General features: G+C 62.8%; 21 protein-coding genes. 12 read left to right on the top strand and 9 right to left on the bottom strand.

Annotated features, from left to right (window positions below):
* Positions 1 to 40: 40 nt before the first annotated feature.
* Positions 41 to 4,321: a DEAD/DEAH box helicase gene (locus tag HX839_RS09125; protein ID WP_177066968.1), complete on the bottom strand. Its 4,281-nt coding sequence runs from the start codon at positions 4,319 to 4,321 to the stop codon at positions 41 to 43.
* A gap of 408 nt (positions 4,322 to 4,729) precedes the next feature.
* Between HX839_RS09125 and HX839_RS09120 the strand changes: the two genes are divergently transcribed.
* The 4 genes from HX839_RS09120 (at position 4,730) to HX839_RS09105 (ending at position 8,908) form a co-directional block, all read left to right on the top strand.
* Positions 4,730 to 5,620: a sugar nucleotide-binding protein gene (locus HX839_RS09120; protein ID WP_008436463.1), complete on the top strand. Its 891-nt coding sequence runs from the start codon at positions 4,730 to 4,732 to the stop codon at positions 5,618 to 5,620.
* Positions 5,621 to 5,863: 243 nt separating this feature from the next.
* Entirely contained in the window at positions 5,864 to 6,988 is a 1,125-nt protein-coding gene (locus tag HX839_RS09115) for an ATP-binding protein (protein ID WP_177066967.1), read from the top strand.
* A 90-nt stretch (positions 6,989 to 7,078) separates the two neighbouring features.
* Positions 7,079 to 8,539 carry an ATPase domain-containing protein gene (locus HX839_RS09110; RefSeq protein ID WP_177066966.1) on the top strand — a complete coding sequence of 487 codons (1,461 nt, stop codon included), beginning with the start codon at positions 7,079 to 7,081 and terminating at the stop codon, positions 8,537 to 8,539.
* A 6-nt stretch (positions 8,540 to 8,545) separates the two neighbouring features.
* Positions 8,546 to 8,908: a response regulator gene (locus HX839_RS09105; protein WP_177008878.1), complete on the top strand. Its 363-nt coding sequence runs from the start codon at positions 8,546 to 8,548 to the stop codon at positions 8,906 to 8,908.
* 98 nt (positions 8,909 to 9,006) lie between these two features.
* Here the strand turns inward: HX839_RS09105 and HX839_RS09100 are convergent, their stop codons facing one another.
* From HX839_RS09100 to HX839_RS09080, 5 genes are all read right to left on the bottom strand, one after another.
* Entirely contained in the window at positions 9,007 to 9,705 is a 699-nt protein-coding gene (locus HX839_RS09100) for an OmpW family protein (protein WP_008436467.1), read from the bottom strand.
* Between the two features lie 96 nt (positions 9,706 to 9,801).
* Positions 9,802 to 10,323 (bottom strand): DUF3299 domain-containing protein, encoded by a 522-nt coding sequence (locus tag HX839_RS09095; RefSeq protein WP_177066965.1) that lies wholly within the window; start codon positions 10,321 to 10,323, stop codon positions 9,802 to 9,804.
* Positions 10,324 to 10,334: 11 nt separating this feature from the next.
* A complete protein-coding gene (locus tag HX839_RS09090) occupies positions 10,335 to 11,600 on the bottom strand; it encodes an ABC transporter permease (protein WP_177066964.1) in 1,266 nt (421 codons plus the stop codon).
* Between the two features lies 1 nt (position 11,601).
* The gene (locus HX839_RS09085) at positions 11,602 to 12,312 is read right to left on the bottom strand and encodes an ABC transporter ATP-binding protein (protein WP_008436477.1); all 711 of its coding nucleotides are present in this window, start codon (positions 12,310 to 12,312) and stop codon (positions 11,602 to 11,604) included.
* Positions 12,313 to 12,460: 148 nt separating this feature from the next.
* Positions 12,461 to 13,072: a DUF2796 domain-containing protein gene (locus HX839_RS09080; RefSeq protein ID WP_102369990.1), complete on the bottom strand. Its 612-nt coding sequence runs from the start codon at positions 13,070 to 13,072 to the stop codon at positions 12,461 to 12,463.
* A 135-nt stretch (positions 13,073 to 13,207) separates the two neighbouring features.
* Here HX839_RS09080 and HX839_RS09075 point away from each other — a divergent pair, with 135 nt between their 5' ends.
* Positions 13,208 to 13,555 carry a hypothetical protein gene (locus HX839_RS09075; protein WP_003209997.1) on the top strand — a complete coding sequence of 116 codons (348 nt, stop codon included), beginning with the start codon at positions 13,208 to 13,210 and terminating at the stop codon, positions 13,553 to 13,555.
* 3 nt (positions 13,556 to 13,558) lie between these two features.
* On the opposite strand, the gene trxA is transcribed toward HX839_RS09075, so the two are convergent.
* The 3 genes from trxA to HX839_RS09060 form a co-directional block, all read right to left on the bottom strand.
* The gene (gene trxA, locus HX839_RS09070; RefSeq protein WP_003209995.1) at positions 13,559 to 14,431 is read right to left on the bottom strand and encodes a thioredoxin; all 873 of its coding nucleotides are present in this window, start codon (positions 14,429 to 14,431) and stop codon (positions 13,559 to 13,561) included.
* A gap of 152 nt (positions 14,432 to 14,583) precedes the next feature.
* Positions 14,584 to 15,240, bottom strand: coding sequence for a methyltransferase (locus tag HX839_RS09065; protein WP_177021476.1), 657 nt, complete (start codon positions 15,238 to 15,240; stop codon positions 14,584 to 14,586).
* The gene (locus HX839_RS09060) at positions 15,237 to 15,695 is read right to left on the bottom strand and encodes a YbaY family lipoprotein (RefSeq protein WP_003209991.1); all 459 of its coding nucleotides are present in this window, start codon (positions 15,693 to 15,695) and stop codon (positions 15,237 to 15,239) included. The genes HX839_RS09065 and HX839_RS09060 overlap by 4 nt, the downstream gene beginning before the upstream one ends.
* Positions 15,696 to 15,834: 139 nt before the next feature.
* On the opposite strand from HX839_RS09060, the gene nrdR reads away from it, so the two are divergent.
* From nrdR to thiL, 7 genes are all read left to right on the top strand, one after another.
* The gene (gene nrdR / locus HX839_RS09055; RefSeq protein WP_003209990.1) at positions 15,835 to 16,305 is read left to right on the top strand and encodes a transcriptional regulator NrdR; all 471 of its coding nucleotides are present in this window, start codon (positions 15,835 to 15,837) and stop codon (positions 16,303 to 16,305) included.
* A complete protein-coding gene (gene ribD / locus HX839_RS09050) occupies positions 16,302 to 17,438 on the top strand; it encodes a bifunctional diaminohydroxyphosphoribosylaminopyrimidine deaminase/5-amino-6-(5-phosphoribosylamino)uracil reductase RibD (protein ID WP_003209989.1) in 1,137 nt (378 codons plus the stop codon). The genes nrdR and ribD overlap by 4 nt, the downstream gene beginning before the upstream one ends.
* 34 nt (positions 17,439 to 17,472) lie before the next feature.
* On the top strand, positions 17,473 to 18,150 hold the full coding sequence (locus HX839_RS09045; protein WP_003209988.1) for a riboflavin synthase: 678 nt from the start codon (positions 17,473 to 17,475) through the stop codon (positions 18,148 to 18,150).
* A 16-nt stretch (positions 18,151 to 18,166) separates the two neighbouring features.
* Positions 18,167 to 19,258 carry a bifunctional 3,4-dihydroxy-2-butanone-4-phosphate synthase/GTP cyclohydrolase II gene (gene ribBA, locus HX839_RS09040; protein ID WP_003209987.1) on the top strand — a complete coding sequence of 364 codons (1,092 nt, stop codon included), beginning with the start codon at positions 18,167 to 18,169 and terminating at the stop codon, positions 19,256 to 19,258.
* Between the two features lie 90 nt (positions 19,259 to 19,348).
* The gene (gene ribE / locus HX839_RS09035; RefSeq protein ID WP_003209986.1) at positions 19,349 to 19,825 is read left to right on the top strand and encodes a 6,7-dimethyl-8-ribityllumazine synthase; all 477 of its coding nucleotides are present in this window, start codon (positions 19,349 to 19,351) and stop codon (positions 19,823 to 19,825) included.
* Entirely contained in the window at positions 19,822 to 20,322 is a 501-nt protein-coding gene (gene nusB, locus HX839_RS09030) for a transcription antitermination factor NusB (protein ID WP_003209985.1), read from the top strand. The genes ribE and nusB overlap by 4 nt, the downstream gene beginning before the upstream one ends.
* An 18-nt stretch (positions 20,323 to 20,340) precedes the next feature.
* Complete coding sequence (gene thiL / locus HX839_RS09025; RefSeq protein ID WP_177066963.1) at positions 20,341 to 21,294, top strand: thiamine-phosphate kinase; 954 nt, start codon at positions 20,341 to 20,343, stop codon at positions 21,292 to 21,294.
* Positions 21,295 to 21,341: the final 47 nt, after the last annotated feature.

Below are 21,341 nucleotides of genomic sequence, written 5' to 3'. Positions count from 1 at the left end.
GGGCTTGCTCGCGAAGGCGTCATTACGGGCGCTGCACGAGTCAGCGCCTGATCAGTTTTTCCCGCACCAACCCGGCCTCCTGCTGATCCAACTCCAGCAACACCTGCTGCTTGCCGGCAATCTCCACCGCCGCCGGCAAACCATCCCGGTACACCAGCCGATTACCGCTCAACGCCGGCACCTTGCTACCCGGCAGCAGCGTACCGACCAGGTTCAGCGGATCCGCCCCACACACGGCAATCAAGCTTCCATCGTGAGGCCGCCGCCGAACTTCCCGCAGCAGCGGAATCGCTTCCGGCAACGCAAACTGTTCCCCCGCCAAACCACTCACAAACCGCCCGCCACGAATCTCGCCCCGGGCCTCCAGCCGGTGGAACGTACGCAGCAATTCGCGCCAACTGGGCAGCCAGTCCGCCTCGCGCTCCAGCAGGCGCCAGAACACCACCCCGTAGCGGCGCAGCAAGGTCATCGCCACATGCTCCAGCGTCTCGGCCGAGTGAGCCCCCGGACGTGTGCCATCCGCCACCGGCGCCCGCCGTACCAGGGCCCAACGCCCGGCATCGTCCATCCCGCCGACAAACGCGCCACGCCCGCGCCGACTGCTGCGGGCCTGACGTTTGCTCGCCGGCGTGGTCAGGGCGCGCAGGCCGGCAAAACTGTCGGCGTTCGCCAGCCCCGCGCCCACCAGTTCCTGCAACGCGGTTTCCAGTTCGCTGCGCAGCAGATGGGCTTCGTGGATCAATTCATCGAAAAACAGCGCGCCGTTTTCCCGCAGCGCCTGATGGACTTTCTGTGCCTTGGGCGACAGCTCGGTACTGTCCGGCGCTTCGGTCAGTCCACTCCACAATGGCACCTGGCTGCGGGGCAACAGCACCACTGGCGTGCTGCGCAGGGCCGTCGCGCCGGCCTTGTTGCTCAGGCGTGTCCACACCACTTTGCCGCTGCGGCACAAATCGTCCAGCCAGTGGGGCGCGTAATCCTTGATTCGTGCGCTGAGCAAATCGCTGTCCCAGGCCGAAGTGGCTGCGGCGTACCCTTCCAACTGCGCGACGATCTGCGGTAACACCGCGCTGCCCTGGCCGCGGGTGCCGTTCGACAGGTGCTGCCAGTCGAATAGAAAACGCATGAAATCCTGCAACGCCACCGGCTCGATTTCCCGGCGCAGACGCTTGACCGTGTAGCGGTGAATGCGCGCCAGCAGGTGGCGTTCGCACCATTGTTCGGCGCTGGCGCCGGGGCTGAAACGGCCGCGCAGCACGTAGCCTTCGCTCTCGAGCCGCGCGAGTGCCTGTGATACGTCGGCCACCGGCAAGGCCAGGGGCGCGGCGATCTCGATCAGCGTCAATGGGCCGAAGCCGCTCAGGCGCGCCCGCAGCACTTCCACCAAGGCTTCATCGAAGGTCCAGGGCCCATCGAAACCGGGCAACAGCGGCAGCTCGTTCGGGTAGATCGCCGTCAAACAGCTCAAGCGCTCCAGAGCGACCCAAACGGCCTGGTCGGTACCGCTCTGCAATCGGCTGGCGCGCCCACCGTCGGCCAGGGCTTGCAGCCATTCTGCCCACTGCGCCGTGACCTCCGATTCGGCAATGCACGCCAAACTCATCAGCGCTTCATGCATCTCGTCCAGGCCATTGGGCGCCGGCCAGGCTTCCTCGCACACACCGGCAATCGCTTCGGCATCCAGCGCGCCAAGGTCATCAGTGCTTTGCGGGTCGCTCCAGCGCCGGTTGAGCACGGCCTGGGTGCGGCGCTCCTCCAGCGGAGCGTCGTCGAGAAAGGTGTAGGGGCGGGCGCTGAGAATCTCTGCTGCGAGTGGCGACGGCGCCGGCAGATCACGGCTGATCAGGCGGATTTCGCCGCGCTCCATGCGCCGCAACAGGGCCAGCCAGCCTTCGCTGTCCATGGCCTCGTGCAGGCAGTCGTCGAGGGTTTGCTCCACCAGCGGATGCTCGGGCACTTCGCGCTCGCCGGCGAGGTTTTCCAGGCAAGCGATCTGGTCGGGGAACACACTGGCGATCAGGTCTTCACTCTTCATGCGCTGGATCTGCGGCGCCACCTTGCGCCCACCGGTGTAGCGCGGCAATGCCAGGGCCACCCCGGCATTCCAGCGCCAGCGCACGCCGAACAGCGGTGCATCCAGTACCGCCTGGATCAGGATGTGCTCGGCCGTGTTGCTGTTCAGGTAGCGCCACACCTCATCCAGCTCAAAGCTGTGACTGGTGGACAGCGACAACACGATCGCATCCTCGCTGGCGGCGGCTTGCAGTTCGAAGTTGAAGGTGCGGCAAAACCGCTTGCGCAGCGCCAGGCCCCAGGCGCGGTTGATGCGACTGCCGAACGGCGTGTGGATGATCAATTGGGTGCCGCCGGACTCGTCGAAAAACCGTTCCATGATCAACGTGTCCTGGGACGGCAGCGCGCTCAGCGCCAGCCGCGCCCGCGCCAGGTAATCCAGCAGTTGTTCGGCGCTGGCCAGGTTCAGGCCGAGGGTGCCGGTGAGCCAATCGAGCGCCGGTTGCAGGTTACCCGGCGTGGCGCCCAGCAGCGCGTCCAGTTGCCCCTGAAAACGCGCCACGGCAAACGACAACTCGGCACTGCGCCCCGGTGCTTCGCCGAGCCAGAACGGAATGGTCGGCGGCTGGCCGTGGGCATCCTCGACCCGCACCTTGCCGGGCTCCACTCGCAGGATGCGGTAGGAGGTGTTGCCCAGCTGGAAGATATCCCCGGCGATGCTTTCCACCGCGAAGTCTTCGTTGACGCTGCCGATGTTCAGGCTTTGCGGCTCAAGCAGCACGCTGTAGTCGGCGTTGTCGGGGATGGTGCCGCCGCTGGTCACGGCGGTGAGCTTGGCGCCCCGCCGACCACGCAGGGTGCGGGTGATGGCGTCGCGGTGCAGGTAGGCGCTGCGCAGGCCCTGGCGCCCGTTGTAGCCTTCGGCGAGCATTTGCAGTAGTGCCTGATAGTGACGCTCATCCAGCTCGGCGTAGGGCGCGGCGCGGCGGATCAGCGTGAGCAGGGCCTGTTCCTGCCATTCCTGGCAGCTGACTTCGGCGATGATCTGCTGGGCCAGCACATCCAGCGGCGCAACCGGGATCAGCAAGGTGTCCAGCTCGCCCCGGCGCACGCAGTCGAGGAGGGCGGCGCATTCGATCAGGTCGTCACGGGTGGTGGCGAACAACCGGCCCTTGGGCGTGCCGCCGACCTGATGCCCGGAGCGTCCGACCCGTTGCAGAAAACCGTTGATCGAGCCGGGCGAGCCGATCTGGCACACCAGGTCGACATCGCCGATATCAATCCCCAGTTCCAGCGACGCAGTGGCGATCAACACCTGCAGCTCACCGGCCTTGAGCCGTTGTTCGGCGTCCAGGCGCATTTCCTTCGCGAGGCTGCCGTGGTGGGCGGCGACGGCGGTTTTGCCCAGGCGCTCGCTCAAGTGCCGGGCCAGGCGTTCGGCCAGGCGCCGGGTGTTGACGAAAATCAGCGTGGTGCGGTGTTGCCTGGCCAGTTCGGCGAGGCGGTCGTAGACCAGCTCCCACACGTCGTTGGCCATGACGGCCGACAGCGGCACCGGCGGCACTTCGATATCCAGGTCCCGTGGGCGTGCGTGGCCGATATCGACGATCTCGCAAGGCCGGCCGGTGCCCACCAGAAAGCGCGACACCGCCTCGATGGGCTTTTGCGTGGCGGACAGGCCGATGCGGGTCAGCGGTTCGCTGCACAAACCCTGCAGGCGCTCCAGTGTCAGGGCCATGTGGCTGCCGCGCTTGCTGGCGGCGATGGCGTGGATCTCATCGACGATCACCGTGCGGGTGCTGGCAAGCATCTGCCGGCCGGAATCCGAGCCGAGCAACACGTAGAGCGATTCCGGGGTGGTGACCAGGATGTGCGGCGGGTGCTTGCGCATCAGGGCGCGGTCTTTCTGTGGGGTGTCGCCGGTACGCACGGCGGTGCGGATCGCCAGCGGTGGCAGGTCGAGGCGCTGCAAGTGCTCGGTGATGCCGGCCAGCGGGGTTTGCAGGTTGATCTGGATGTCGTTGGAAAGAGCCTTCAGGGGCGAGACGTAGACCACCAGCGTTTGGTCTGGCAGTTGGCCGCCATTGGCCAGGCCTTGGTGCACGAGATCGTCCAGCACCGCGAGAAAGGCAGTCAGGGTCTTGCCGGAGCCGGTGGGTGCGGCGATCAGTGTGGAGCGGCGCTGGCGGATCAGCGGCCACGCCTGGGCCTGGGCGGCGGTCACCGACGGGAACGTGCTGCGGAACCAGGTGCTGACGGCGGGGTGGAAACCGTTCAAGACCGTGTCCGTTGATTCAGGAAGGTTCATCCCCAATTTATGCGGCCGGCCCCGGCAACTTGCAACCCCGGGATGCATTCCCTGTGGTGAGGGATCTTGCTGCGGTAAGGGAGCTTGTTGTGGCGAGGGAGCTTGCAGTGGCGAGGGAGCTTGCTCCCGCTGGAGTGCGCAGCGCTCCCGCTTTTTTGGGGCCGCTACGCAGCCCAGCGGGAGCAAGCTCCCTCGCCACAAGAAGCTCCCTGGCCACAGCATGCTCCCTAGCCATAAAAAGGCTCTCTCTACTTAAAGCCCCCCCGGCCGCAATCGGCGGCGCACTTTATAAGTGACGGTTGCGCTACAAACCCGCAAAATGCAACGATTCTGGCAAATGCCAACGGCATGGCTCACAAGCCTGTCGATAATAACCATCGTTCCAAACAGACCGGGCCTGCTCAATCTATGCGAATGCGCCTTATGTTACTGGGCGGCGGGAATGCCCTCGGGCAGGCGCTGATTCGCCTCGGTGCGGAGGAAGACATCGGTTTCCTCGCCCCGCGCCCGCCCCAAGACGGCTGGGATGCCGCGAGCCTCACGCAACTGCTCGACGACACCCGTCCCGATGCCTTGATCAATCTCGCCTATTACTTCGACTGGTTTCAGGCGGAGACGGTCAGCGAGACACGCCTGGCCGCCCAGGAATATGCGATCGAGCGCCTGGCTGAACTGTGCCAGCACCACAGCATCACCCTGCTGCAACCGTCCAGCTACCGGGTGTTCGACGGCTCCCGCGCCACCGCCTACAGCGAGAAAGACGAACCCGTGCCCTTGGGCCTGCGAGGCCAGGCGTTGTGGCGCATCGAGCAGAGCGTACGCGCCACCTGCCCGCAGCACGTGCTGTTGCGTTTCGGCTGGCTGCTGGATGACAGCGTCGACGGCACCCTCGGGCGCTTCCTGGCCCGTGCCGAAAAACCTGACGAACTGCTGATGGCCGACGACCGCCGGGGCAACCCGACGCCGGTGGACGATGCCGCGCGGGTGATCATTTCGGTGCTTAAGCAACTGGATTGCGCCGCGCCGTTGTGGGGCACTTATCACTATGCCGGCCACGAAGCGACTACCCCGCTGGCGCTGGGGCAGGCGATCCTGACCGAAGCGCGCAACTTCCACCCGCTGGCCGTGGAAGCTCCGACCGCCCAGGCCCACGCCGCCCGTCCGGATGCAGCCGACGAGCCGCAACACGCGGTGCTGGCCTGCAAGAAAATCCTCCACACCTTCGGCATCAAGCCACGGGCATGGCGGGCCGGGCTGCCGGCGTTGCTCGACCGGTTCTATCGACACGGTCAAACATAAAAAAGGCGCCTGAAACAGGCGCCTTTTTTTGTGGCGGTGCGCGGACGGTTAAAAGTGATATGTGTTGGCAAGTCGGATGCGCCACGGGATACGAAAAATTTGAAACCTTTGGTGCGCCCGGTCATCCATGCCAATAGGGATTGATTGTGCTTACGGCTCGTTCAGCAAAAGCAAAAGTCTGCATTCAGAAGAAGACTTCGCCCATCCAGCCATGGGCAGCCTAAAAGAGGAGCCCCACCCATCATGGCAACACATTCTCCGGTGAATGGTTCGCCGCCGCCTCACGATGATGTGTATGAGGAAGCGCACGACCTGCAGTTCGCTTTGAGTGCCGCCGGGCTTGGTATATGGCGCCTGGATTTGACGACGGGCGAGCTGAAGAACTCGGCCACTTGCCGCCTCAACTTCGGACTCGAACCACAGATACCGTTCAGTTATGAACACATGCAGCGCCTGGTGCACCCCGAAGACAGAGGCCGAGTGGCTGACGCATGGGATCGCTCGATCGCTCAACGCTGCGCCTACGACGTTCACTACCGGATCGTCACGCCCCACGGTGAAACTCGCTGGCTGCACGTGTGCGCCAGAGCCCGTTACGCCGATGACGGTCAGCCCGTCGCGATGACGGGAACCGTTCAGGATGCGACCCAGGAGCAGTTACTGCAGTCGCAAAACATGGAAGCGCTGGGGCGGATAACGGGCCGCGTGGCTCATGACTTTAACAACCTGCTGACGGTGATCCGTTCTTCAGCAGATCTTTTGACGCGTCCGTCAGTATCGGAAGAGCGGCGGCTGCGCCTGGTGCAAGCCATTTCCGAGGCGGTAAAGCGTGGTTCTCACTTCACCAGCCAATTGCTGTCCTTCGCTCGCAGGCAAACCCTCCATCCCGCACCGCTGGACGTCAATTCAAGCACGTTGGCCATGGCCGATACGATTGCTTTGCGGGTTGGCACAGGCATCAACGTACGCATCGAGTCCACAGCAGCACCCTGCGTTGTTCACGTTGACCCAGAACAGTTTGAAACCGCCATTCTCAATATGCTCATGAATGCCCGAGACGCCATGCCTGATCACGGTGAGGTGGTCATCCGTGTTGAGTCGATGGACCTTATCCCTGCGTCCAATGGTCATGCCCTTATGAACGGAAGTTACGTTGCCGTCTCCATCACAGACAATGGTTCGGGTATCGCACCGCTCAACCTCGACAGAATCTTTGAACCGTTTTTCTCCACCAAAGGCAACGGCCAGGGAACCGGGTTGGGGCTCAGCCAGGTATTTGGTTTTGCCAAGCAGTCAGGGGGGGAGATCAGGGTAGAGAGTCGTCCTGGTCAGGGAAGTACGTTCACGCTTTATTTGCCCCGCGCTTGAACGGGCTGAGTGGATAGCCCGATTGCACAAATGGAGTTAGCATCGTAAACCTTCGGCTCAAGAGCCTGTTGTTCACATCAGGGTTGCATTGTGGAAAAGCTAAATCGCCTTCAAAGCGGAATAGAAGGGCTGGATGCTCTGCTCAAGGGTGGGCTAGTCGCAGGTGCCTCCTACATCATCCAGGGGCGCCCGGGATCCGGTAAAACCATCCTCGCCAATCAGCTGGGGTTTAACCATGCGCGCAATGGGGGCCGTGTACTGGTCGCCACGTTGCTGGCCGAATCCCACGACCGTTTATTTCAGTTCCTCTCGACCCTGAACTTCTTTGATGTTTCCCGGGTGGGGGCTGAAATTCAGTTCGTCAGTGCGTTTGACACCCTTGAGAACGAAGGTCTCGATGAGGTGGTCAAGCTGCTTCGGCGTGAGATCAGTCGCCAGAAGGCCACCGTGTTAGTGGTCGATGGCTTGCTCAATGCACGCTCCAAGGCTGACTCGCCCATCGACACCAAGAAATTCATTTCCGAGCTGCAAGGGCACGCTGCGTTCGCCGGTTGTACGGTGCTGTTTCTCACCAGTTCCCGGTTGGACGACGGCAGTCCCGAGCACACCATGGTTGATGGTGTGATCGAGATGGGTGAAGAGCTTCACGGCAGCCGTTCAGTGCGCCGTATTCAACTGCGCAAGACTCGCGGCAGTGGTGCACTGACCGGATTGCACGAGTGTGAAATCACCGACGATGGCCTGGTAGTTTATCCGCGTCTGGAAAGCCTCTACAGCCATCCGTCTTTACCTGACAGTGCCGATCTGACGCGTATCACCAGCGGCATCGGTTCGCTGGACGCCATCATCGGCGGTGGCCTGCACAGTTCCTCCGTTACCCTCGTCATGGGGCCTTCCGGCGTCGGGAAAACCACGTTGGGGCTCAGGTTTATCGCTGAGTCGACAGTGGAAGCGCCGGGCCTGCATTTCGGTTTTTATGAAAGCCCGCAGCGGTTACGCCTCAAAGGCCAATCGCTGGGTATTGATATCAAGGGTATGGAAGAAAGTGGTGCGCTGAGTCTTGCCTGGCAACCCACGACAGAAGGCCTGCTCGACGGTCTCGGCGCACGGCTGCTGAAAATGGTTGAGGAAAAGGGCATCAAGCGCCTGTTCATCGACAGCTTGAGCGGCATGACCCGAGTGTCGACGAACCCGGCACGTATCACTGATTTCTACAGCGCCCTGATGAGCGAGCTTCGTGCCCGTGGCGTAACGGTGTTTGCCTCATGGGAGATGCGTGACGTTTTTGGTTCGGAGGTCAGCTCTCCAACCCCGGACCTCTCCAGTATTGTCGATAACCTGCTGCTGATGCGTTTCTTCGAGATTCAATCTGAACTAAGAAGAATGCTTTCGATTCTTAAGGTACGAGACAGCTTCTACGATCCTTCGCTTCTTGAAGTGGTAATCCATGAACACGGCGTTGACTTGAAGAAGGCATCAAGAAATGCATTGGCTGTCGCTGATGATTCCTGGCGGCCGGGCTCAACGTCCAAAGTCTCTGATTCGGGTTGAATTGACATGACCACCATCCTGGTCGTCGACGACGAGTATTTGATCGCTGACATTCTCGGCTATGCGCTGGAGGATGAGGGGTACATGGTCGTAAAAGCGAGCAATGGCCAGAAAGGACTCGAGGTCCTGGAGCGCGAGCGGCCAGCGTTGATCATCACCGATTTCATGATGCCGGTCATGGACGGCCTGGAGTTTGCCGAAGCGGTTCGCGCCCTGCCGGCAGTCAATCACCTGCCCATCATCCTGATCAGCGGAGCCCAGGCTCATATTGGTATGGAGCGGTCGGACTTGTTCAATGCAGTGTTGAAAAAGCCGTTCAACATTGACTTGGTCATCGCTGAAGTTCGCCAGCTCCTGGCTGAAGCCTGATTCGCAGCACACGGGCGTGTGCGTGGCTTCTGATTGGCGCTTGCCTCCATGGGAAGCCTCACAAAAAAGGCCCTGTACAACAGGGCCTTGGGTAGAGCCTAGAACTTGTAGCCAATACCGACCATGTACACCATCGGGTCAACATCCACATTCACCTTGGCCCGAGTGCCCTGGCCCAGGGCGTTGTTGTCCACGGTGGCCTTGGTGCTGATGTCGATGTAGCGCGCCTGGGCGTTGATCATCCACTTGTCGTTGATCATGTAGTCCGCACCGATCTGCGCCGCCCAGCCCCAGGAGTTTTCCGCCTTGAAGTTGCTGAAGCCGGCCTCCTGGGCGCGACCGCCAACGTGCTCGTCGTAGATCCAGGTGTAGTTGATACCGGCGCCGATGTACGGCTGGAATACCGACTTGCTGTCCAGCGGGTAGTACACGACGCTGAGGGTCGGCGGCAGGTGTTTCAGCGAGCCGAGCTTGCCGTTGGCCGGGGCCAGGGCGGTGTTCTTGATCTTCACATCGTGCTCGAACGGTGTGGCCGCCAGCAGTTCGATACCCCAGTGGCTGGTGAACATGTAGGCGAAGTTCAAACCCAGCTGAGTGTCGCTGCTCATGGTCGCCTTGCCGCCCAGGTTGGTCCCGGCCAGCGGGCCCTGGTCAACCTTGACACTGCTGCTGTCCGCTTTCGGGTTGACGGTGATGGCACCGGCGCGAATCAGGATGTCACCCGCTTCGTGAGCGTGGGCAACAGGGGCGACGAGGGCGAGCGCGACAAGCGACGCGCCGAGCAGGGACTTGTTCATGGGAGCTCCAAAGGACGTTATTAATTGCTTGTGTCCAATGGTAAAGATCGTAACGTTCGAGCTTTTGACTCAGCTCAATGAAAGCGCAATCACGGGTTATTCCTGCAACTCGTACACATAGATCTTGTCGGCATCCATCTGGTAGCCGGCATCGGCCAGTTCACTGCTGGACGGTTTGACCTGCATCTGGCCTTCGATCCAGTACGGCTGATACAACTCGTCGAGCTTCACGCCGACTTCGCTTTTGACATGCACGATCTGGTTCGACGGCGGTGGCGGCACGTGAATGCAGGCGCCGAAATACGGCACCAGCAGGAACTCCGTGGTGCGGCCTTCCTCGCTGACTTCCAGCGGCACGATATAACCCGGCAGGCGGATGTGCTTGCCGTCCAGGCTTTGTACGACCGGCGCGTTGGGCAAGTCCTGCTTGGCGGCCGGCGCTGACTCCACCGACAACGCATCGGCCATGCCCGACAAGTCGTGCAGCGGTTTCATGTTGGGGATTTCCGGCGGCGCGTCCGGCGGGATCATCTCCTGCCACGACAGGTCCTTGGGCTGGTCTTCAGCCCACACGGGCAGGGCCGCCAGCAGTAACAGTGCGAGCACGGCGCGACGCATCAACAGCTTCCTCATAAACGTATCGACAGGCCGTCGGCCAACGATTGCCGGTAGGCGCGCCAGGCTGGCACGCTGCCCATCAGCAGGGCTGCGACGAGAATACCGCCCAACAAAGTCCATTCATATTCGCTCGGCAACGACAGCGGCAGGTCCAGGCCGTAATTGGCCTGCAAATACCCGCGCGACGCGGCGATGCACACATACAGCAGCCCGACGCCGGCGATCACGCCCGACAATGCCAGGGCGAAGGCTTCGAAGATCAGCAAGGTCGCAATATGCCAGGGCCGCGCGCCCACCGAACGCAGGATTGCCATTTCCCGACGGCGCTCGTTGAGGCTGGTGAGGATCGCGGTGAGCATGCCGATCAAGCCGGTCAGTACCACGAACAGCGAGATCACGAACAGCGCTTTTTCAGCGGTGCCCATCATGCTCCACAGCTCTTGCAACGCCACGCCTGGCAGGATCGCCAGCATCGGCTCGCCACGGAACTCGTTGATCTCCCGTTGCAGGGTGAAGGTGGAAATCTTGTTGTTCAAACCGAGCATGAACGCGGTGATGGCTTGGGGCGTCAGGTCCATGTTGCGGGCCTGATCGGCGCTGATCCGGCCTTTGCCCTGGGCCGGTACGCCGTTGTGCCAGTCGATGTGAATCGCTTCCATGCCGCCGAGGCTGATATGCAGTGTGCGGTCCACCGGAGTGCCGGTGCGCTTGAGAATGCCGACCACGGTGAAGGGCTTGTCATCGTGCTTGACCAGGCTGACCACCGCCACGCCGTGGGCCAGCACCAGCTTGTCGCCGAGCTTGTAATGCAGCGCGTCGGCCACTTCGGCGCCGAGCACCACTTCGAATGGATCGGTGGCGAAGGCGCGGCCGCTGGCCAGTTCCAGGTTCTGCCGGCGGCCGTATTGGTAGTGTTCGAAATAGGATTCGTTGGTGCCCATCACGCGGTAGCCACGGTGGGAGTCGCCGAGGGAAATCGGGATCGCCCATTTCACCTGCGGGTTGGCCGCGAAGTGCTCGTAGCTGTCCCAGCGAATGTTGTTGGTGGCGTTGCCGATGCGGAACACCGAATACAGCAGCAAATTCACCGAGCCGGAGCGCGCGCCGACGATCAGGTCGGTGCCGCTGATGGTGCTGGCGAAGCTGGCGCGGGCTTCGGTGCGTACCCGTTCCACCGCCAGCAACAGGCACACCGACAGGGCGATGGCGAAGGCGGTGAGGATCGCGGTAAAGCGGCGGTTAGCCAGGCTGGCCATGGCTAGTCGAAACAAATACATCTCAAACCTCTGCGGGCGTGGCGGCGCGATTGAGTTCGGCCAGCGACAGGTTGCGGTCGAACAGCGGCGCCAGGCTCTGGTCATGGCTGACGAACAACAGGCTGGCGCCTGCTTCGCGGCATTCGGCGAACAGCAACTGAATGAAGGCCTCCCGGGCGTCGTAGTCCAGGGCCGAGGTCGGCTCGTCGGCGATCACCAGCTCCGGCTGGCCGATCAGCGCACGGGCAGCGGCCACCCGTTGTTGTTGGCCGATGGACAGGGAGTCGGCGCGGCGCTCCAGCAGGCTCTTGTCCTTCAGGCCCAGGTGGGCGAGCAAGGTCGCGGCAGCCTGGTCGACGCTGCCGTGACGCTGGATTGCCCGCTGCGCCCGTAACGTTGAAAAGTGGCAGGGCAACTCGACGTTCTCGCGCACCGAGAGAAACGGCAACAGGTTGAACTGCTGGAAGATGTAGCCGGTGTGGTCGACCCGGAAACGGTCGCGGGCGCCGGCCGAGAGTTCGGTCAGTTCCTGGCCCAGTAGGCGGATGCTGCCCCGGCTGGGCTTTTGCACACCGCCCAGCAGGCCGAGCAGGGTGGTCTTGCCACTGCCGCTGGGGCCCTTGAGGAACAGGGTTTCCCCCGGCTCCAGGCGGAACGTGGGGATGTCCAGCAACTGTGGGTGACCGGGCCAATTGAAGCCCAGGTCAGACAGTTCGATAAGTGCTTGGGTCATAGGGAGGTCAGTGGTCTGGCTCGATTTGGATGATGACACCGATCAACGGTAGGAGCTGGCTTGCCTGCGATGGCATCACCGCAGTGTTTCTGGAGCACCGCGGCGTCTGCATCGCAGGCAAGCCAGCTCCTACAGTGTGGTGTTTACATCAGAATTTCAGGGTGGCTGCTGTGGCCGTCGCTTCCACACCCTGCTGGCCGCTCGGGCCAATGAGTTGTACCTGAATTTTCTGGGTGGCGGGGAAGGTCTTGAACACCTGGGTCAGGTCGAGGTTGCTCAGGGCGGTCGGCGTGGCGCAAGTGAACTGGTAGTGAGCGTGGATTTCGCTGTGGTCGTGGTGATGTTCGTGGGCGGCGGCGCCTTTGCCATCGGTGGCGTGGTCGTCATCGTCTTCATCGTGGTCGGCTTCAGGCTTGTCGCCGAACAGCGGGCTGTTCAGTTCCTGGGTGCTGATCACGCAACCGGCGGCCTTGGGCAGGCTGAACAGCACCAAAGGTTGCTCCAGTTGCTTGCGGGCGGCGGCGACCTTGGCTTTGTCGGCAGGCGTGGTGGCGAGGTGTTCAAAACCCACCAGGTTCATCGCCGGGCTGTCCAGTTCCAGCTCCAGGGCCTGGCCGTCGAGCACCGCATTGAGGCGACCCACGCCGTGTTCGTGGGCACCGAGGCTGCCGTGCTCGTGATCATGGTCGTGCTCGTCGGCAGCCTGGGCGATGGCCAGTGGCAACAGGGCAAACGGCAAAGCAAGCAGCAAACGGCGCATGGTGGAGCTCCCGGACAAAGATGAAAGTTTTGTTATGTGATCTTATAACAATTTTGCGAGGAGTTTGACCGCCTGCTTGGCGTAGCGCAAGACGCGTGGGAGCATGCTCGTCAGAAAAGTGCGGGAGTAAGTGCGATGTTGAGAATTCGTGGAACCGTCGGTGACCTGCCGGTGGACTTGACCCTGGAGCTGGATGACGGCGACTGGGCCCGGCTGGGCGCGCAGTTGCAGGCCAGCAAAACCCCGAGCGCCGAACCGGTAGTGACGCCGGCGGCGGGTAACCTGGACGAGAGCCTGTGGCAGGCCGCCCAGGATTTGCTGCGCAAGGCCGGGCAACTCAACGGCCTGGAATTGCTTGATCAGCTGGAAGGCCTGGCCGGCAGCGCCTCGGCGGGCAAGCGCCTGCTGGTGCGCCTGCGCCATAGCGCCAAGGTCAAGGTAGCCAGCGGCGGGGATACGCCGCTGTACAGCTGGATCGAGTAAGGCTTAATACAGCGCGGCGAACAGCTTGCGGCGGTACACCGTGACAAGCGGGTGATCGTTGCCGAGCAGTTCGAACACCTGCAGCAGCGTCTTGTGGGGCAGGCCTTCGCTGTAGCTGCGGTTGCGGATGAACAGCTTGAGCAAGCCATCCAGCGCGGCGTCGTATTGCTGGCGCGCCAGTTGTTGCACGGCCAGTTGGTACACCGCCTCGTCATCCTGCGGGTTTTGCGCCAGGCGGGCTTTCAGGTCTGCGGCGTCCGGCAGGTCGGCGGCCTGGCGCAGGAAAGTGATCTGCGCCTTGGCGCCGGCCAGTGCGGCCTTGTGATCATCGCTCTTGACGGCGTCGAGCACGGTTTGCGCTTCGCCCAGTTCACCGCGCTCGGCCAGGCAGCGTGCGTACAGGATCAGCGCGGCGGCGTTGGTGTTGTCTTCGCCAAGCAGGGTGACCAGCACGGCCTCGGCGTCGGTGATACGGCCTTCGGCAAACAGCGCCTGGGCCTGCTCCAGTGGATCGGCAGCCGCCGGTGGTGGCATCTGCACATGGGGCTCCAGCATCGCGCGCACGGCGGATTCAGGCTGCGCACCGGCAAACCCATCCACTGGCTGGCCATCCTTGAACAGCACCACGGTCGGCAGGCTGCGAATGCCAAAGCGCGAGACCACGTCCGGCTCGGCATCGCAATCGACCTTGGCCAGCAGCAACTCACCCTGATAACTCTCGGCAATCTGCGCGAGCATCGGCATCAACGCCTTGCACGGCGCGCACCACTCGGCCCAGAAATCCACCAGCACGGGTTTTTCGAAGGAGTTCTGGATCACCGCCTGATCGAAGGTGGCGGTGGTGGCATCGAAGATGTACGGCGTGGGCTCACTCATGGGGAATCTCGAAGAAAGCAGGGGATGGGGCAACTATAAGGGTTGGTGGGGTTAGCTGAAAGCGGGGCGGTCTCAGGATCGCAATCGCAGGCAAGCCAGCTCCCACAGGGGAATGCATTTCAAATGTGGGAGCGGGCTTGCCCGCGATGCTCTCAAGCGCGCTGCGAATGGTACAGGCTCACCTTGCGAAACTCCCACGGCTCGGCCAGGTCGGGCAGTGTCAGGGCGTCGAGGATACCCAGGCGCTGATACTCCGGGTGCTGGAAGTCCCGAACCCGGGAATCGGCGACCAGCGCTTCGCGGCCGCGTGTCAGGAATTGATCCAGCAGCGGCAGGTTCGCCCGGTCGTACAGCACATCGGCGACCAGGATCAGGTCAAACCGGTCGGCTTCGGTGAAGAAGTCTTCTGAATAGCCCAGTGTTACGCCGTTGAGTTCGGCATTCGCCCGGCAGGCAGCCAGGGCCAGCGGATCCAGGTCGCACGCCACCACTTCCAGCGCTCCGGCCTTTACCGCGGCAATCCCGGCAACACCCGAACCTGCGCCGAAATCCAGCACCCGCTTACCCGCGACCCACTCGGGGTTGGCCGCCAGGTATCGCGCCAGCGCCAGGCCACTGGCCCAGCAAAAGCTCCAGTACGGCGGCTCATGCAGGATGCGCCGGGTTTCTTCGGGGCTGAAGGCGCGGTCCATGTTGTCGGCGTCCAGTAACCACAGCGACAACTCGGTGCCTGGCAGCGGGCAGGGCACCAGTTGGGCGTCGCCGATCAGTTCGCTCAGTGCGCGTTGCAGGTCCAGCGGTGGCGTCATGGTGCGGGAACGAGTTGCAGCGGCCCGGTGGTCTGGGTGATCGCCTGGGTGATGCGCACCGGCGGCAGGTGCAGGATCAACTGGCCGGACTGGCTGGCGCGACCACGCAATTCAACGCGCCCGCCCGCCGGGAACGCTTGCGGGTTGAAGCGCAGGCGGAAGGCCAGGGGCTTGTTGTTGCCGATCAGCACGCTGCTTGCCAGCAGTTGTTGCGGGCGCGAACGGTCGTCGATCACCAGCAGCGCCAGTTCGACTTCCGCACCCGCCGGTATACCGTTCAATTGGCCGCTGACTTCACGCTGATAAGCGGGCAACGGGCCGAGATCTTCTTCCACACCCGGCAGTTTTTTCTCTTGTTGCGGTGCCGGAGCCGGCGCCGCAGGTTTTGGGGCATGGCTGCTGCAGGCGACCAGAAAACCGAGCAACGTGAGCAAAACAAGTGGTCGTAACTGCATGTACGGCTCCAGAAAGGACAAAATCCGTGGCTTAAAAAATATGAAACATAATAGTCAGCCTATATACCGTAAAGGCTATGGCTTGTCTTGCCACAGGGATGCGCTACCATGGCCCTCCCATTTTTTGTTGCCTGCCACCATGCACTGTCCCTTCTGCGGTGCCAACGACACCAAGGTCATTGACTCGCGTCTGGTCGCCGAGGGCGAACAGGTGCGTCGCCGGCGTGAATGCCTGGCCTCTGGCTGCGGTGAACGTTTCACCACCTTCGAAACCGCCGAACTGGTATTGCCACGTCTGATCAAGACCGACGGCAGTCGCCAGCCTTTCGACGAAGAAAAACTGCGCGCCGGAATGCAGCGCGCCCTGGAAAAACGCCCGGTGAGTGTCGAGCGGCTGGAAGCGGCACTGGTGCATATCAAGCACAAGCTGCGCGCCACCGGCGAGCGCGAAGTCAAATCCCTGGTGGTTGGAGAACTGGTGATGGGCGAGCTGCAAAAGCTCGACGAAGTCGCCTATATCCGTTTCGCCTCGGTGTATCGACGCTTCCAGGACCTCAACGAGTTCCGCGAAGAGATCGACCGCCTGGCCCGTGAGCCGGTAAAAGAATGAACCCACCTTCGGCAGAACAAGCGGTACTCGACGCCCATTACATGGCCCGTGCCCTGGAACTGGCGCGCAAGGGCCTGTACACCACCCACCCCAACCCCCGGGTTGGCTGCGTGATCGTGCGTGACGGGCAGGTTGTCGGCGAAGGCTGGCACGTGCGCACCGGCGAACCCCATGCGGAAGTCCATGCCCTGCGGGCAGCGGGCGACAAAGCCCGGGGCGCCACGGCCTACGTGACCCTTGAACCGTGCAGCCACCACGGGCACACACCGCCCTGCGCCGATGCCTTGGTGAATGCCGGCCTGGCCCGTGTGGTGGCAGCGATGCAGGACCCGAATCCGGAAGTCGCCGGGCGTGGCATGCGCCGCCTGGCCCAGGCCGGGATCGAGACCCACAGCGGCTTGCTGGAAAACGAAGCGCGGGCGCTTAACCCGGGCTTTCTCAAGCGCATGGAGCATGGCCTGCCGTTTGTGCGGGTCAAGTTGGCCATGAGCCTGGACGGTCGCACCGCCATGGCCAACGGCGAAAGCCAATGGATCACCGGCCCGGCCGCCCGTGCCGCTGTGCAGCGCCTGCGGGCCCAGGCCAGTGTGGTGCTGACCGGCGCCGACACGGTGCTGGCCGATGGTGCTCGCCTGACCGTGCGCGCCGCCGAACTGGGCCTGGATGAAGAAACCACCGCCCTGGCGATGTCCCGTCCGCCGCTGCGTGTGCTGATCGACGGCCGCCTGCGGGTGCCGCTGAATGCGCCGTTCTTCAAGGCTGGCCCCGCGCTGGTCATCACCTGCGTGACGCCGGACAACCAGTACCCCACAGGCCCCGAGTGCCTGGTGGTGCCGGGTGTCGACGGCCAGGTCGACCTGCGTTCCGCGCTGGTGGCCCTGGCGGCCCGTGGTGTCAACGAAGTGTTGGTGGAAGCCGGCCCAAGCCTGGCGGGTGCCTTCGCCCAGCAAGGGCTGGTGGACGAGTACGTGATATTCGTCGCCGGCAAGTTTCTTGGCTCTGCCGCCCGGCCTTTGCTGGACTGGCCGCTTGAGAAACTGGCCGACGCCCCCCAACTCAAGATCACTGAAATGCGCGCTGTTGGCGATGACTGGAGAGTCACTGCCATCCCTCTGCCATCAGCGAGCGTATAATTCCCGGCCTGCGCCACGTCTTCAGGAGAACGGCATGTTCACCGGCATTATCGAATCCATCGGCAGCATCCGTGCAATGACCCCAAAAGGCGGCGACGTACGCCTGCTGGTTGAAACCGGCAAGCTCGACCTGAGCGACGTCAAACTGGGCGACAGCATCGCCGTCAGCGGTGTGTGCCTGACCGTCATCGAATTGCCTGGCAACGGCTTTGCCGCCGATGTCAGCCGGGAAACCCTGGACTGCACCGCGATGAACGACCTCAAGAGCGGCAGCCCGGTGAACCTGGAAAAAGCCCTGACCCCGACCACCCGCCTCGGTGGGCACCTGGTCAGCGGCCACGTCGACGGTGTCGGCGAAGTGGTTGCTCGCAGCGAAAACGCGCGTGCCGTGGAATTTCGCATTCGCGCACCGAAAGAGCTGGCCAAGTACATCGCCCACAAAGGCTCGATCACCGTCGACGGCACCAGCCTGACCGTGAACGCCGTGAATGGCGCCGAATTTGAACTGACCATCATTCCCCACACCCTGAGCGAAACCATCATGGCGTCGTACCAGCCGGGTCGCCGGGTGAACCTGGAAGTCGACTTGCTTGCCCGTTACCTGGAGCGCCTTCTATTGGGCGATAAGGCCGCAGAGTCTGACTCTCTTCAAGGGCCCGCCGGGAACATCACTGAAAGTTTTTTAGCCGCTAACGGCTACCTTAAATCCTGACCCAAGGGGGTGCCGCGTGGCGCTCAACAGCATCGAAGAACTGGTTGAAGACATCCGCCAAGGCAAGATGGTCATCCTCATGGATGACGAAGACCGCGAGAACGAAGGCGACCTGATCATGGCCGCCGAGTGCTGCCAGCCGGAACACATCAACTTCATGGCCAAGCACGCCCGTGGCCTGATCTGCATGCCGATGAGCCGCGAGCGTTGCGAGCTGCTGAAGCTGCCGTTGATGGCGCCGCGCAATGGTTCCGGGTTTGGCACCAAGTTCACCGTGTCCATCGAAGCCACCACCGGTGTCACCACCGGCATCTCCGCTGCTGACCGCGCCCGCACCGTACAAGCCGCTGCCGCGAAAGACGCCAAGGCCGAAGATATCGTCAGCCCGGGCCACATCTTTCCGCTGATGGCCCAACCGGGTGGCACCCTGGCTCGCGCCGGCCACACCGAAGCGGCCTGCGACCTGGCGCGCATGGCCGGTTTCGAGCCGAGCGGTGTGATCTGCGAAGTGATGAACGACGACGGCACCATGTCCCGTCGCGCCGAGCTGGAAGAATTTGCCGCGCTGCACAACATCAAGATCGGCACCATTGCCGACCTGATCCACTACCGGATGATCCACGAACGTACCGTTCAGCGGATTGCCGAGCAGCCGCTGGACAGCGAACTGGGCCAGTTCAACCTGGTGACCTATCGTGATTCCGTGGAAGGCGACGTGCACATGGCCCTGACCCTGGGCACCATCTGCGCTGAAGAGCCAACCCTGGTGCGGGTGCACAACATGGACCCGCTGCGCGACCTGCTGATGGTCAAGCAACCGGGGCGCTGGAGCCTGCGGGCCGCGATGTCCGCGGTGTCCGAGGCCGGCAGCGGTGTTGTATTGCTGCTGGGCCATCCGCTGGATGGCGACGTGCTGCTGGCGCATATCCGCGAAACCGCCGACCACGCGCCGGTGAAAAAACCGACCACCTACAGCATCGTCGGGGCCGGTTCGCAGATCCTGCGGGACCTGGGCGTGCGCAAAATGCGCCTGATGAGTGCGCCAATGAAATTTAATGCCATATCCGGTTTCGACCTGGAAGTAGTAGAATACGTGCCCTCCGAATAAAGGCCGGCGTTGTTTGCCCCTTGTTCGCGGTTCAAATATCACTGAGGGGCGCGCACTAAGCGCGTCCCGGCTCTTTAAGAGATTTGTCGAATGACCCTGAAGACCATCGAAGGTACCTTCATCGCCCCCAAAGGCCGCTATGCCCTGGTGGTTGGCCGCTTCAACAGCTTCGTGGTTGAAAGCCTGGTAAGCGGTGCCGTGGATGCCCTGGTTCGCCACGGTGTGAGCGAAAGCGACATCACTATCATCCGCGCTCCTGGCGCCTTCGAAATTCCACTGGTTGCGCAGAAAGTTGCACAGCAGGGTGAATACGCGGCGATCATCGCCCTGGGCGCGGTCATTCGTGGCGGCACTCCGCACTTCGAATACGTGGCTGGCGAATGCACCAAGGGCCTGGCCCAGGTGTCCATGGAGTTCGGCGTGCCGGTCGCCTTTGGCGTGCTGACCGTTGATTCCATCGAACAAGCCATCGAGCGTTCCGGCACCAAGGCCGGCAACAAAGGTGCTGAAGCTGCCCTGTCCGCCCTGGAAATGGTCAGCCTGCTGGCGCAGTTGGAGGCCAAGTGATTAGCGACGACAGCGATCAGTTCAACCCCCAGGACCCGCGCCCGGCAGACGCCGGCAAGCCATCGAAAAGCGAAAAGCGTCGTTCGGCCCGCCAGCTCGCGACCCAGGCTTTGTACCAGCGCCACATGGCGAAAACCTCGCTGAACGAAATCGAGGCGCAGTTTCGCGTCGACAACGATTTCAGCGCGGCCGATGCCAGCTACTTCCACGACATCCTGCACGGTGTTCCGGCCAACCTGGCGGAGATCGACGCTGCACTGACGCCGTGCCTGGACCTGGCGATCGAAGAGCTGGACCCGGTTGAACTGGCCGTACTGCGCCTGTCCACCTGGGAACTGCTCAAGCGCGTCGACGTGCCTTACCGCGTTGTGATCAACGAAGGGATCGAACTGGCGAAAGTCTACGGTTCCACCGACGGTCACAAGTTCGTCAACGGCGTGCTCGACAAGCTGGCCCCGCGCCTGCGTGAAGCCGAAGTGAAGGCGTACAAGCGCTAACTGGCGCTTGCTGACGCAATGGGCGAGTTTGAGCTGATCCGCAACTACTTCGCCGCCGCGCCCTGTGCGCAGGGCGGCGAAGGCATTGCACTGGGGATTGGCGACGACTGCGCCTTGCTGGCTGTTCCTCCCGGGGAACAGCTGGCGATTTCTACCGATACCCTGGTGGCCGGCGTGCATTTTGCCGACCCCTGCGATCCGTTTCTGCTCGGCCAGCGCTCGCTGGCCGTAGCAGTCAGCGATCTGGCGGCCATGGGCGCCAATCCCCTCGCGTTTACCCTTGCCCTCACCACCCCGACGGTTGATGCCGATTGGCTACAACGCTATGCCCAGGGCTTGAACGCCATGGCGCAGGTTTGTGGCGTGGTTCTGGTAGGTGGCGACACCACCCGTGGGCCGCTGAGCCTGACCATGACCGTGTTTGGCCGGGTGCCGGCGGGCCAGGCCTTGACCCGCAGCGGCGCGCGGCCCGGCGACTTGCTGTGTGTGGGCGGTGAGCTGGGTAACGCAGCGGGCGCCTTGCCGCTGGTCCTGGGGCAGCGCACGGCGGAGGCGGCTATCGTCGAGCCACTGCTGGCCCATTACTGGTCGCCGCAACCGCAGTTGGCGCTGGGCTTGGCGTTGCGGGGCAAGGCCACGTCTGCCATGGATATTTCCGACGGCCTTTTAGCTGATTGCGGGCATATCGCCAAGGCGTCGGCTGTCAGCTTGTTGATCGAGCAGCAAAAACTGCCGTTGTCCGCCGCCTTGCTGGCGTTCGTCGGTGAGGCGGATGCCCGGGTGGCCGCGTTGAGCGGGGGGGACGACTACGTACTGGCGTTCACCTTGCCGCCCGCCGAACTGGCGCCGCTGTTGGCCGCCGGTGTGCCGGTCCATGTAATCGGCCGGGTCGAGGCGGGGCAGGGCGTTACCCTGCTGGATGCGTCTGGCCTGGACGTCACGCCAGCCATTCGTGGCTATCAACATTTCTGACACCCATAGAACCAAGCTGAAGGCCAATCGAACCTATTGATCTTTAT

It is taken from the genome of Pseudomonas sp. I8001, from assembly GCF_013385345.1.
GTDB lineage: Bacteria > Pseudomonadota > Gammaproteobacteria > Pseudomonadales > Pseudomonadaceae > Aquipseudomonas.
This window is presented reverse-complemented; position numbering and strand designations above follow the sequence as displayed.